The sequence below is a fragment of the Kineosporia corallincola genome (assembly GCF_018499875.1).
GTDB lineage: Bacteria > Actinomycetota > Actinomycetes > Actinomycetales > Kineosporiaceae > Kineosporia > Kineosporia corallincola.
Window position 1 is genome coordinate 42,512 of record NZ_JAHBAY010000016.1, and the last position, 12,155, is coordinate 54,666.

13 protein-coding genes are annotated in these 12,155 nt (G+C 73.0%); 11 read left to right on the top strand and 2 right to left on the bottom strand.

Annotated features, from left to right (window positions below):
- Position 1 precedes the first annotated feature (1 nt).
- Complete coding sequence (locus KIH74_RS30045) at positions 2-736, top strand: TVP38/TMEM64 family protein (protein ID WP_214159767.1); 735 nt, start codon at positions 2-4, stop codon at positions 734-736.
- Here KIH74_RS30045 and KIH74_RS30050 read toward each other — a convergent pair.
- On the bottom strand, positions 691-1,587 hold the full coding sequence (locus KIH74_RS30050; RefSeq protein WP_214159768.1) for a class I SAM-dependent methyltransferase: 897 nt from the start codon (positions 1,585-1,587) through the stop codon (positions 691-693). The genes KIH74_RS30045 and KIH74_RS30050 overlap by 46 nt on opposite strands.
- Positions 1,588-1,951: 364 nt before the next feature.
- Between KIH74_RS30050 and trpB the strand changes: the two genes are divergently transcribed.
- From trpB to KIH74_RS30065, 3 genes are read left to right on the top strand one after another with little or no spacing between them, the layout of a single operon-like run.
- Entirely contained in the window at positions 1,952-3,148 is a 1,197-nt protein-coding gene (trpB, locus tag KIH74_RS30055) for a tryptophan synthase subunit beta (RefSeq protein ID WP_372492150.1), read from the top strand.
- Positions 3,145-3,948 carry a tryptophan synthase subunit alpha gene (gene trpA, locus KIH74_RS30060; RefSeq protein ID WP_214159769.1) on the top strand — a complete coding sequence of 268 codons (804 nt, stop codon included), beginning with the start codon at positions 3,145-3,147 and terminating at the stop codon, positions 3,946-3,948. Before trpB ends, trpA begins: the two co-directional genes overlap by 4 nt.
- Positions 3,949-3,971: 23 nt before the next feature.
- Entirely contained in the window at positions 3,972-4,214 is a 243-nt protein-coding gene (locus KIH74_RS30065) for a hypothetical protein (RefSeq protein WP_214159770.1), read from the top strand.
- Positions 4,215-4,563: 349 nt separating this feature from the next.
- Here KIH74_RS30065 and KIH74_RS30070 read toward each other — a convergent pair whose 3' ends face one another.
- Positions 4,564-4,788, bottom strand: coding sequence for a DUF1501 domain-containing protein (locus tag KIH74_RS30070; protein WP_214159771.1), 225 nt, complete (start codon positions 4,786-4,788; stop codon positions 4,564-4,566).
- Positions 4,789-5,508: 720 nt separating this feature from the next.
- Here KIH74_RS30070 and KIH74_RS30075 point away from each other — a divergent pair.
- The 7 genes from KIH74_RS30075 (at position 5,509) to KIH74_RS30105 (ending at position 12,125) form a co-directional block, all read left to right on the top strand.
- The gene (locus KIH74_RS30075) at positions 5,509-6,345 is read left to right on the top strand and encodes an alpha/beta fold hydrolase (protein ID WP_214159772.1); all 837 of its coding nucleotides are present in this window, start codon (positions 5,509-5,511) and stop codon (positions 6,343-6,345) included.
- Positions 6,338-6,916, top strand: a complete 579-nt coding sequence (locus KIH74_RS30080) for a TetR/AcrR family transcriptional regulator (protein ID WP_214159773.1) — start codon at positions 6,338-6,340, stop codon at positions 6,914-6,916. Before KIH74_RS30075 ends, KIH74_RS30080 begins: the two co-directional genes overlap by 8 nt.
- A 347-nt stretch (positions 6,917-7,263) precedes the next feature.
- Entirely contained in the window at positions 7,264-7,956 is a 693-nt protein-coding gene (locus tag KIH74_RS30085) for an SAF domain-containing protein (protein WP_214159774.1), read from the top strand.
- Positions 7,956-8,759 carry a CpaE/TadZ family protein gene (locus KIH74_RS30090; protein ID WP_214159775.1) on the top strand — a complete coding sequence of 268 codons (804 nt, stop codon included), beginning with the start codon at positions 7,956-7,958 and terminating at the stop codon, positions 8,757-8,759. The genes KIH74_RS30085 and KIH74_RS30090 overlap by 1 nt, the downstream gene beginning before the upstream one ends.
- On the top strand, positions 8,756-10,345 hold the full coding sequence (locus tag KIH74_RS37165) for a TadA family conjugal transfer-associated ATPase (protein ID WP_214159776.1): 1,590 nt from the start codon (positions 8,756-8,758) through the stop codon (positions 10,343-10,345). The genes KIH74_RS30090 and KIH74_RS37165 overlap by 4 nt, the downstream gene beginning before the upstream one ends.
- Positions 10,342-11,226 carry a type II secretion system F family protein gene (locus KIH74_RS30100; protein WP_214159777.1) on the top strand — a complete coding sequence of 295 codons (885 nt, stop codon included), beginning with the start codon at positions 10,342-10,344 and terminating at the stop codon, positions 11,224-11,226. Before KIH74_RS37165 ends, KIH74_RS30100 begins: the two co-directional genes overlap by 4 nt.
- Positions 11,223-12,125 carry a type II secretion system F family protein gene (locus KIH74_RS30105; RefSeq protein WP_214159778.1) on the top strand — a complete coding sequence of 301 codons (903 nt, stop codon included), beginning with the start codon at positions 11,223-11,225 and terminating at the stop codon, positions 12,123-12,125. Before KIH74_RS30100 ends, KIH74_RS30105 begins: the two co-directional genes overlap by 4 nt.
- Positions 12,126-12,155 lie beyond the last annotated feature (30 nt).

Here is a 12,155-nt window from a genome sequence, read left to right on the forward strand (position 1 = left end):
GGTGCGCCGCCCGGTCCTCCGCCTCGCCGGACTCCTCACCCTGCTGTGCGTGGCCGGGCTGCTGACGGCGGCGTTCCTGCCGGTGAGCCCCGACGGCCTGGAAGGCCTGGTGCAACGCTTCGGACTGCTCGCGGCGCCGGTGTTCGTGGTGGTCTCGGCGCTGCTGGCGCTGGTGTTCGTGCCCGGCCCGCTGCTGTCCGCCGCGAGCGGCGCGATGTTCGGTACCGGCCTCGGATTCGCCTGTAGCGTGGTCAGTTCCACGCTCACCTCGGTGCTGGCCCTGCTGATCGCCCGGCGCACGGGCGGTTCCGCGGTGCGGGAGCTGAGCGGTGAGCGCGCCCTCGCCCTGATCGACCTGGCCCGCCGGCACGGCACGGTCGCGGTGGTGGTGCAGCGGCTGATCCCGGGAGTGCCCGACGCGCCGCTGTCGTACGCCTTCGGCCTGCTCGGCGTGCGCGCGGGGCAGATCGCCCTGGGCACGCTGGTCGGGTCGGCGCCCAGGGCGTTCGCCTACACGGCGCTGGGTGACGCCGCCGTCTCCGGCGACCGCACCCTGGCCGTGGTGGCCACCGTGGTGGGGGTGGCGGTGAGCGTGCTGGGTCTGGTGCTGGGCTGGCTGCTGACCCGCCGCCGTCGTTCTACCGGGGACGACGGCCGGCCGCCCTCAGATGTCGCGCCGGGAGGGCGTTCTCACGCTCCGGACGCGGTGAGCAGGAACGCCGGCGAGGACCAGTAGCCGTACAGCGGCCGCACGACGACGTCGCGATAGCCCGCGGCGGTGAGCTGCTCCCGCCACTTGTCCTGGCTCTGCTCCCAGGTGACGCGCTCGGCCCCGGGGCGCAGCTGCCCGGTCAGCACGGGCATCAGGAATCCCTGGGCCACCAGGTCGCGGTCGTCCTGGTACTCGGCCAGGCCGCGTTCGTAGGTGTCGGCCAGGAACCGCAGGTGTTCCGTCTCGCCGACAGGATGGCCGGGCACGTCGAACTCCGCGACGGCCAGCACGCCCACGTGCGGCCGCAGCCGCTCCAGCACGCGGGTGCGCTCGTCGTGGGGGATCGTGTGGAGCGCGAACGTGGACTCGGCCAGGGGCCAGTGGGTTCCGGGCTCCACGTCGTCCAAAAACTGCTGCACGCCGGTGGGCCAGGTGCGGACGCTGCCGGCCGGCAGACCGGCGGACGCGGTCGCCAGCAGGGCCGCGGAGGGTTCGACCAGGTCGATGCGGTGCGGGGCGTGCTGCGCCGTGGCCAGGGCCGGGCGCAGGGCCCGGCCGTTCCCGCAGCCGACGTCGAGCAGGGCCTGGGGCCGGTGCTGGTCGTAGAGCTCGGCCAGAGCGTCGGAAACCGCCTGGTAGAGCGGGACGTTGCCGCCGCCCTCGATGAACGCCTCGAATGCGGCCGGCGCCGCGTACACGGACTCCTTGCGCCCGGTGGACTCCTCGGGCCCGGTGGTCAGGAACTCGGCCAGGGCCGCGCCGAGCAGGCTGCCCCCGTCCGCGGCCCGGGCCGCCAGATCCCGTGCGGTGGGCACGTCTCCCGTGCTCACCGCTCGCAGCGCCTCCAGGTTTGTCGTCCGGGTGTCGTTGATCATGCGCGTCATTATCTGCCGTGGGCCGCCGGCTGTCGCCTGTTCCGGCGATCCCGGGACGCTTCGGGTGGGATCGGAGTCTTGGGGGCACGATGTGTGTACACGAGAGCATGCGCAGGGTCATGGTCCTGAGGCTTCGTGACGGCCCGATGTGCCGCACGCTCCAGGTGCTTTCGGGCCTCGCCCACCGATCATCGTCATGGCCGGGGCGTCAGGTTTCCGGGTCTCGCGCCGGAAGTTCTGCCGCATGACCTTCCGCACGTGAGCGCGTCCTCGGTGGTCGATCACCGATTGACGCATCCGCCGCCGACCTGAGAGAGTTCTAGAAGAGTTGGCGATCTGGGAGGCACGCATGCGTGAGCCGGTCATGATGGACGTCCTGGCGGAGAAGGAGGGTTCCCTCATGCGTGAACCGTCCGGCATCGGCCGATTCGGTGAGTACGGTGGGCGTTTCGTCCCCGAATCGCTGATCCCGGCCTGCCGGGCGATCGAGGAGGCGTTCCGGGATGCCTGGGCCGATCCGGGCTTCCGCGGTGAGCTGGACCGGCTGCTGTCGGTCTACGCGGGCCGGCCGACACCGATGACGCCGGCCACGAACCTGTCCGCCGAGCTCGGCGTCCATCTTCTGCTGAAGCGCGAGGATCTGGCGCACACCGGCTCGCACAAGATCAACAACGTGCTCGGGCAGGCCCTTCTCGCCCGGCGCATGGGCAAGACCCGGCTGATCGCCGAGACCGGTGCCGGCCAGCACGGCGTCGCGACCGCCACTGCCGCCGCGCTGCTGGGCATGGAGTGCACCGTCTACATGGGCGCGAAAGACATCGAGCGGCAGGAGCTCAACGTCTTCCGGATGAAGATGCTGGGCGCCGAGGTCGTCGCGGTGCACAGCGGCAGCCGCACGCTCAAGGACGCCTGCAACGAGGCCATGCGCCAGTGGGTGTCTCGGGTCGAGGACACGCACTACTGCCTGGGTTCCGTGATGGGCCCGCACCCCTACCCGTGGATGGTGCGGGAGTTCCAGCGGGTGATCGGCGAGGAGTCGCGCGGGCAGGCCGCTTCCGCGCTCGGCGCCGGGGTGCCGGACTATGTGGTGGCCTGCATCGGGGGCGGCTCCAATGCCGCCGGCACCTTCGCCGGATTCGTCGGCACGGCTGCCCGTCTGGTCGGCGTCGAGGCGGCCGGCGGGGCCGCGATGGCCCACGGCGAGCAGGGCATCGTGCACGGTTTCCGCTCGAAGGTGCTCCAGGACGAGCACGGCCAGATCGCCGAGGCGCACTCGATCTCGGCAGGCCTGGACTACCCGGGCATCGGGCCGGAGCACGCCCACCTGGGTGACATGGGCCGGGTCCGCTACGTCACCGTGGACGACGGCGAGGTGCTGGACGCGGTGCACCGGCTGGCCCGCAGCGAGGGCATCCTCTGTGCCCTGGAGTCGGCTCACGCCGTGGCCTGGGTGATGCGGGCCGCCGGGACCGACGAGCTCCCGGCCGGTTCGACCGTGGTGCTGACGCTGTCCGGCCGCGGTGACAAAGACATGGCGACCCTGATGGAGCACACTCGGTGAACATCCTCGAAAAGACCCTGCGCACGGCCAGGGACGGCGGGCGCAAGCTCCTGGTCCCCTACGTGACCGGCGGCATCACGGCGGACTGGACCGATCAGCTGCTGGCCTTCCAGGAGGCGGGGGCGGACGCGATCGAGGTCGGGCTGCCCTTCTCCGACCCCATGCTCGACGGCCCGACCATCCAGCGGGCGTCCGACCAGGCCCTGGCCCGCGGGACGACGCTCGACGAGATTCTCGCCGGCCTCGCCGCGATCCGGGACCGGGTGCGCGTCCCGCTGGTGGCGATGACCTACGCGAACCTCGTGGTGCGGCAGGGCTACCGGGAGTTCTGCGGGCGTCTCGCCGAGGCCGGTGTGGCCGGCCTCATCGTGCCGGACCTGCCGCTGGACGAGCTCGACGGCCTGGGCGAGGTGGCCGATGCCGCCGGGATCGACCTGGTACTGCTGGCGGCGCCGTCCACCACCCCGGAACGGATGGACGAGATCTGCCGTCACGGGCGCGGTTTCGTCTACGCGGTGAGCGTGATGGGAACCACCGGGGAACGCTCCGACCTGGCCGCCACCGGCACCGAGCTCGCCGCGGCCGTCACGGCGCGTACGGATCTGCCGGTGCTGATCGGTTTCGGCGTCTCGTCGCCGGAGCACGCCGTCACGGCGGCGACCACGGCCGACGGGGTGGTGGTCGCCTCGGCGCTGATGCGGCGGGTGCTGGAGGGATCGTCCCCGGCCGAGGTCGCGCAGGACGTGGCCGCGATCCGGCGGGCGCTCGACGCCGCGGTGACGAGTGCCGTGGCTGGGTAACCGTTCCCGGGCACGGAGGGCTCGTGTACGGAGGGCTCGTGTACGGAGGGCTCGTGTACGCCGGGCTCGTGTACGCCGGGCTCGTGTACGCCGGGCTCGTGTACGCCGGGCTCGTGTACGCCGGGCTCGTGTACGGAAGGCTCGTGTACGCCGGGCCCATGCTCCGGGGCCTTGTGGATCAGGGCCTGGTGGATCGGGATCTTGTGGGCCAGGGCTTCGCGGACCAGGGCGTCGTGGATCCGGGGCTCGTGCACCGGCTCAGGTGAACAGCCCCACGGCCTTGCTCGGTGCCGGCCTCGGGGAAGCGGCCGAGCAGCGACAGGGTCATCGGGGCGGCGCCGACGAACGGGGTGGCGTCGCACCAGCAGCACACCGGCCAGGCCGAGGTGCACCAGGCCGGGGTGAATCCGGGGAACACGTCGGCCACGGATCCCATCCGCACCGCTTCCCCAGCGCCTCGGCCACGGTGGAGCCGTAGTCGGTGGTGCCGGCCGGGTCGCCGTCCACCCGGTCGCCGGCGGTCAGGCCGGGCCAGGCCGGATCGGGCCGGATCGGGCCGGATCGGGCCCGGCCAGGCCGGATCGGGCCCGGGCCATGTCCCGTGCACGCCCTTCCTCAGCCGCCGCCGAGCAGCAGTACGGCGTTGCCGTGGCCGTGATCCAGCCCGCCGGAACCGTTCTCGTCGAACCGCCGGCCGAACCCGGACAGGATGATCGGCGTCGTCCTGTTCCGGCCGGCGGCGCCCAGGTGCTTCGCGAACGGGGCCAGGGCGGTACTGGCCGCGGTGAGCCGGCGGTGCATCCAGCCGGAGTCGGACCTGCCCAGGTCGAGCGTCGCCACGCGCAGGCCAAGGTCGTCCCTTGATCGGCCGGGCGGTGTCTTACAGGGCGTTGCCCAGGGCCCAGGGCCCGGGTCCGGGTCCGGGTATCCGTAGGTCTTCGGGTCACTGCTCTCCGCTGCCGGGCCGCCGAGGATTCCGGCCGCCTGGCACGCCGCGGAGCTGCCGGACGAGATGCCCGCCGCGGCGACGTCGGCGACCTCGGTGAGCGAGACCCGATGTGCCGGTGGGGCGCATCAGCAGCGTGGCGGTGGCACCGAGCGGCACCGAGCGGCACCGAGCGGCACCGAGCGGCACCGAGCGGCACCGAGCGGCACCGAGCGGCCGCGGCGGCCGTTCACCCGCCGGCACCAGGCTGCGGCGTGAGGTGCCGGCCCTCTGGGGGATGGCTCGCCTGGACCGCGGGGGAGGTTCCTGTGTCGTCCGGGGATCCCTTCGGCGGTTCTCGTCGTCCTCTGGTGGAAAGTCGCAGGTCAGATCAAGCCACAGGGGCTGTTTCGCCAACCTCACGGACGGCTCAAGGAAGTTTTGACGCAGCTGCGGAGGTGCGGATATCGCCCAGTGAGTCGTTGTCGCAGAGGCCTTTTCGTCGAACCCGCGGAGAGGGATGACGATCGCGATGCCGATGGTGCGATCTGCGCGGCGACGGCCGTTGACAGGCGCTGGCTAATTCGTTTAGCTTTTAGCTAACGCAGTTAGCCACGGACTTCACGGAGGACGCCATGACCGAGTACCTGGAGCTCGACGAGGGCACCATCGCCTACGACCTGACCGGGCAGGGGCCGCTGGTCGTGCTCGCCCACGGGATGGGCGACAGCCGCCACTCCTACCGTTTCGTGGCCCCGGCCCTGGTCGCCGCCGGCTACCGGGTGGCCAACGTCGACATCCGCGGCTGCGGCGACTCCGGCGTGGACTGGAAGGGCTACAGCCGCACCGACATCGCCGGTGACCTGGTGGCCCTGGTGCGTCACCTGGGCGGCCCGGCCGTGCTCGTCGGCCAGTCGATCAGCGGGGGTGCCGCCACGATCGCCGCGGCCACCGCGCCCGACCTGATCTCCGGCGTGATCGAGCTGGCGCCGTTCACCCGGGCGCAGTCCGTCGACCTGGGCGGGCTGTTCACGGCGAAGGGTTACCGCACCGGGTCGCTGCTGCTGATGCGGGTGCTGGCGGCCGGCAGCCTGACGGCCTGGACGCGCTACCTCGACCTGGCCTACCCGGCCCGGCCCGCCGACTGGGACGCCGAGCTGGCCCGCATCGAGTCCAAGCTGCGGGAACCTGGCCGGATGAAGGTGCTCCAGAAGATGATGCAGTCGAGCCCGGCCGACGCCGGCGCGCGGCTGGCCGACGTGCGCTGCCCGGTGCTGGTGGTCCAGGGCGGCGCCGACCCGGACTGGGCCGACCCGCGCGCCGAGGGCGAGAAGATCGTCGCCGACCTGGCTCAGGGGCTGGGTGAACTGGCCGTGATCGACGAGGCGGGCCACTACGCGCACGCCCAGACTCCCACCCGCGTGCTCGATCTGGCCCTGCCGTTCCTGGCCCGGACGCTGAACGTTGCCTAGGGCCGGACTCGACCCGGCCGCCGTCACCGCGGCCGCGGCGGCCCTGACCGACGAGATCGGGTTCGACCGGCTCAGCATGGGGCTGATCGCCGAGCGGCTCGGGGTGAAGACGCCGTCGCTGTACAAACACGTCGACGGCCTGGCCGACCTGTCGCACCGGATCGCGGTGCTGGCGATGGACGAGTTCGCCGACACCCTGCGCGACGCCATCCAGGGCCTGGCCGGTGGGGACGCGCTGGCCGCCGCGGCCCAGGCGATCCGCGGGTTCGTGCTGGAGCACCCGGGCCGCTACGCCGCGGCCAACCTGGCGCAGCGGAGCGGGGACGACGATCCGCTGGTCCCGGCGAGCGGGCGGGTGCTGGCCTCGCTCGCGGCGGTGCTGAACGGGTATCACCTGGAGCCCGGGCAGCAGATCCACGCGATGCGGATGCTGCGCAGCGTGCTGCACGGGTTCGCGACGCTGGAGGCCGGCGGCGGATTCCAGATCGACGCGGACGTCGAGGTGAGCTTCCGCTGGATGATCGACTTCGTCGATCGGGGGCTGCGGGCGATCGCCGCTGAAAAGGGCTGAGAAGCTGTCGATTTGCTGTGTCCTGCCGGAGCCGGTCCGGCCGCCGTCGGAGATTTAAAAAGGACTTAGCGTCCTTTAAAGGAGTTGGAACCGACAAACAAGACATATCAACCAATTGGTTGATGATCTCTTGATCCCGTACTGGCAGACTGCCGCGCAGCGATGCGGATCGTGCCCGTTCCGTCACGCAGGCAGTGCGTGGCATTCCCCGGCCGGGGGGCCGTGGGGGTGGGGACACGCAGCGGGCGGGGCCGACGGTGGTCCAGCGGCGCCGGACCCGAGGGGGCCGGTGGCGGCGGCCGGTCGCTTCCGGCGGTGCAGGCTAGACGAAATGGCGGTTGCAGGGCATGACGACGGCGGACACCGTGCGGGCAGGGGCGTCCGGTGCGGCCCAGGACGGCGACCGGGCCACGGCCACGGGTGCTCCGGGTGGGGCCGGGTCACCGGTCCGCACCCGCAGGCGCCCGGTGCTGGTGGCGATGTCCATCCTCTTCGTGGTGGTCGGCGCCCTGCTGATGGCCTGGCTGGTCACGATGCTCGGCGACACCCAGCCGGTGGTCGGGGTGCGCCAGAACGTCGCCCGCGGCGAGGTGATCGAGGAGAGCGACCTGGTCGTGCTCGACCTGGCCGGCGCACCCGGGCTGGACACCGTTCCAGGCTCACGACTTTCGACGCTGGTGGGCAAGCGGGCCGCGCAGGACCTGAGCGCCGGCGGCGTGGTCACCCCCGGCCAGGTCACCGACGAGGTGCTGCCCGCCGACGGCGAGTCCGTGGTCGGCGTCAGCCTGACCAGGGGGCAGCTGCCCGCCACCCCGCTGCTGGCGGGCGACACCGTGCGGGTGGTGTTCACCCCCGGTCAGCAGGACGACGTGCCCCGCGCCCAGCCGCAGACCGTCACCGCCACCGTCGTCTCACCGGGCGTCGCCGACGACCAGGGCCAGGTGGTGGTGGACGTCAGCGTGCCGCAGATCTCCGCGGCCCGCCTGGCCGCCGCGGTCGCCACCGGCCGGGTCGCCGTCGTGCTGGACAGCAACAACTGATGGCCGTCATCACGCTCGCCTCCGGATCGGGCTCCCCGGGTGTCACCACCACCGCGCTGGCCCTGGCCGTCGCCTGGCCCCGGCCGGCCCTGCTGGTCGAGGCCGACCCCAGCGGCAGCTCCGCGATCAGCGCCGGCTGGTTCCGTGGCAGCCCGCCCCACGACGGCGGCCTGCTCAGCCTCGTCATGGCGCACCGGCAGGGCCGGCTCGCCGAGGCCGTGCCCGAGGTCGCCGTCCCGGTCGAGGGCAGCGGCGCGCAGATCCTCGCCGGCACCCGCTCCCCGGCCCAGGCCGCGTCGCTGGCGCCGGTCTGGGAGGCACTCGCCGCCGAGCTGCGGACGATGGACGCCCGGGGCATGGACGTTCTGGTGGACGCCGGCCGGCTCGGGCTGACCGGCACGCCGGAGCCGCTGCTGACCGCCGCCGACGCGGTGCTGCTGGTCAGCCGCACCTCGCTGCCCGCGGTCGCCGGGGTGCGTGGCTGGGCCTCCCGGCTCCAGCGTGACTTCGCCGCCCGCGGCACCGAACACCAGATCGGGCTGCTGACCGTCGGCGACAAACGTCCCTACACCGCCGCCGAAACCGCGCGCACCCTGCGGATTCCCGCCGTCGCCAGCATCACCTGGGACCCGGACGCCGCCGAGGTGTACTCCGACGGCAGGCCGTCCGGCCGCACGTTCGGCCGCGGCGGTTACGCCCGCAGCGTGCGCGCGGCGGTCTCGGCCGTGCAGGAGTTCGTCGCCGCCAACCGGTCCCGCCTCGACGCCGGGAACCTGCTCGACGTGGGGGAGACCACCCGGTGAGCGACCGCAGTCACCAGCCCGGGCAGGGCCTCGACGACCTGCCGCTCTTCCGTGACCTCGGCCCGGCCACCGCCGGCACCGGGCTGCGCGTGGTCGGCACCGATCCCGCGGCCGTCCAGGGTCCCGAAACCCCCTGGGCCGGAATCGGTCTGCCCCGTCCCGGGGTGGGCCGGCCGCTGAACCGGCGGGACTCCCGGCGCGCCGCGCAGGCCACCGGCCCGCTGCGTGCCTCGGTGCCGAACCACGACGCCGGCCTGGACTGGGCCCTGGTGGCCGCCTTCCGCGACCGGGCCTCGCGCCGGCTCACCGAGGCCCTCACCGCCTCCCCCACGCTGACACCCGGCCAGCAGCGGGAACTCGCCCGCAAGATCGTGTTCGACCTGCTCGACGACGCCGCGCGCGACGACATCGCGACCGGCTCCGCGGCCTGGCGTCCCGGCCTCCAGCAGCGGATGGCCGAGACGGTCTTCGACGCGCTGTTCGGCCTCGGGCGGTTGCAGCCGCTGGTGGACGACCCGGACGTCGAGAACATCATGATCACCGGCTGCGACCGGGTGATGCTGGAGTACAACGACGGTCAGCTGCGTCCCGGGCCGCCGGTGGCCGAGAGCGACGACGAGCTGATCGAGTTCCTGGCGTTCCTGGCCTCCCGCTCCGAGGTCAACGCCCGCAGCTTCAGCGAGTCCCAGCCGCGTCTGCACCTGCGGCTCGACGGCGGTGCCCGGCTGGCCGCCACCGCCTGGGTCACGCCCCGCCCGGTGGTGGTGATCCGGCGGCACCGGCTGGTCGACATCTCGCTCGACGACCTGGTGGACCGGCAGATGCTCTCCCCGCTGGCCGCCGGCTTCCTGGCCGCCGCGGTGCGAGCCCGCAAGAGCATCGTGGTGTCCGGGCCGCAGGGCGCCGGCAAGACCACGATGGTGCGGGCCCTGTGCGCCGAGATCCCGCCGTGGGAGCGGATCGGCACGTTCGAGACCGAGTACGAGCTGTTCCTGCACGAGCTGCCCGGCCGTGAGGGCACGGTCATCGCCTACGAGGCCCGGCCCGGCACCGGCGAGCGCGCGGCCGGCGGACGGCAGGCCGGCGAGATCACGCTCGACGAGCTGCTGTACGACTCGTTCCGGTTCAACCTGCAACGCCAGATCGTGGGTGAGGTCCGCGGCAAGGAGATCATCGCCATGATCAAGGCGATGCAGTCCGGCGCCGGGTCGATCTCCACCACCCACGCCGCCACCGCGGTCGGCGCGATCCGCAAACTGGTCACCTGCGCGATGGAGGCCGGCCCGCACATCACCGAGTCCTACGCCCAGCGCGCCGTGGCCGAGGACATCGACGTGATCGTCCAGGTGCACCTGCACACCGACCCGGGCAGCGGAGACGGCCGCGACCAGCCGGTGCGCACGCGCTGGGTGAGCGAGATCGTCGCGGTGCACCCGGGTGAGCAGGGACCGGCCCGCACCACGGTCTTCGGCACGGAGAGCTACCGCGAGGCCCGGGCCCTGGCCTCGGTGCTGCCCGACGAGTATCGCGAACTGGCCGCCTACGGCTTCGATCTCGACGCGTTCGCGCGGGAGGCCGGCTCATGACGTCCACCACGCTGATCGCGCTCCTGGCCGGGCTGCTCCTGCTCGGCGGCCTCACCGGCGTCGTCGCCGGGCTGCGCCGCACGCCGGTGCCGCCGGCCGGCCCGGCCACCGCCGCCCGGCCCTCCCGTCTGCATGGCCTGACCCCGCGCACGCGACAGCTGCTGCTGGCCGGGCTGGTGGCCGGGGTGGTGGCGGCGCTGGTGTCCGGCTGGCTGATCGCGCTGATCGTGCTGCCGGTGGCGTTCGCCGGCCTGCCCTGGCTGCTGTCGGCCCCCGAGACCTCGCTGCGGATCGAGCGTCTGGAGGCGATGGAGGAGTGGACGCGGTCCCTGGCCGGAGTGCTGACCGTCGGCCTGAGCCTGGAGAACGCCCTGATCACCGCCCTGCGCTCGACCCCGCCGCCGATCCGGGCGGAGGTCGCCACGCTGGTGGCCCGGCTGAACGCGCGCTGGCCCACCGACCGCGCGCTGCGGGCCTTCGCCGACGACATGGACGACCCGACCGCCGACCTGATCGCGATGAACCTGGTGCTCGCCGCCCAGCGGCGCGGCACCGGCCTGGCCGCCGTGCTGGAGGGGCTGTCCGAGTCGGTGGCCGCCGACGTGCGCTCGCGCCGGGCGGTGGAGGCCGACCGGGCCAAACCCCGGGCCACGGCCCGGGCGATCACCGTGATCACGATCGGGGTGCTGGTGCTGCTCACCTTCAACGGCAGTTACATCGCTCCCTACGGAACGGCCGCCGGGCAGCTGGTTCTCGTGCTGCTGCTCAGCCTGTTCGTGGCCACCCTGGTCTGGCTCCGCAGCATGGCCAGGGGTGAGCCGCTGCCCCGCATCATCGGCACCGGCCTGGACCGGCCCGGCGGTTCGGGGGCGGGCCGATGACCGTCGTGCAGATCGCGCTCGCCGCGGGCGGTCTCATCGGCCTGGGCGTCTCGCTGGTGGTGTGGCGGCTGGCCCCGGCCACGCCCGACCTGGCCTCGGCGCTGGAGAATCTCGACCCGGAGCGGTCGCTGCGGCGCAGCGGCTACACCGGGCCGGTGCTGCCCGCGGGCGCCCAGGACCGGGCCGGGCTGTTCGTCATGCGCACCCCGATCGCCGCGGTGTGGAACGTGCCGGTGCGCGAACTGGCACTGCTCCAGATCCCGGTGCACCGGTACTGGGGCGAGAAGGCGCTGTACTTCCTGATCGGCCTGATCTTCCCGCCGGTGGTCACGCTGCTCGCCACGCTGCTGGGGATCGGCCTGCCGTTCGTCGTCCCCCTGCTCGCCTCGCTCGTGCTGGCGGTGGGGCTGAGCCTGCTGCCCGACTACAACGCGCGCTCCGACGCGGCCGCCCGCCGCCACGAGTTCGCCCGGGCGCTGGGCGCCTATGTCGACCTGGTGGCCCTGGAACGGGCCGGCGGCTCGGGTCCGCGGCAGGCCATGGAGAAGGCCGCGAGCGTCGGGGACTCCTGGGTGTTCCGGCGGATCGCGGAGGAACTGGCCCGTTCCGGCTGGAGCGGCCTGCCGCCGTGGGACGCCCTCAGCGCGCTGGGCGACGAACTCGGCCTGGCCGAGCTCGGGGAGGTCGCGGACATCATGCGGCTGTCCGGCGAGGAGGGGACCGCGGTGTACACCACGCTGCGGGCCCGTTCGGCGTCCATGCGCAATGCCCTGATGAACACCGAGCTGGCCAAGGCCAACGCGGTGGGCGAGCGGATGAGCATCCCGGTCTCGATGCTCGCCCTGGTGTTCCTGCTCATCCTCGTGGCACCGGCGGTGCTGCGGGTGCTCGGTGTCTGACCTGTGAAACCAACCATGGAGGGAACTCTC

Coding starts and splice junctions, on each gene's coding strand:
- KIH74_RS30100 (WP_214159777.1), top strand. CDS start 10,342: ATGACGTCCACCACGCTGATCGCGCTCCTGGCCGGGCTGCTCCTGCTC.
- KIH74_RS30085 (WP_214159774.1), top strand. CDS start 7,264: ATGACGACGGCGGACACCGTGCGGGCAGGGGCGTCCGGTGCGGCCCAG.
- KIH74_RS30090 (WP_214159775.1), top strand. CDS start 7,956: ATGGCCGTCATCACGCTCGCCTCCGGATCGGGCTCCCCGGGTGTCACC.
- KIH74_RS30075 (WP_214159772.1), top strand. CDS start 5,509: ATGACCGAGTACCTGGAGCTCGACGAGGGCACCATCGCCTACGACCTG.
- KIH74_RS30105 (WP_214159778.1), top strand. CDS start 11,223: ATGACCGTCGTGCAGATCGCGCTCGCCGCGGGCGGTCTCATCGGCCTG.
- KIH74_RS30050 (WP_214159768.1), bottom strand. CDS start 1,587: ATGATCAACGACACCCGGACGACAAACCTGGAGGCGCTGCGAGCGGTG.
- trpB (WP_372492150.1), top strand. CDS start 1,952: ATGATGGACGTCCTGGCGGAGAAGGAGGGTTCCCTCATGCGTGAACCG.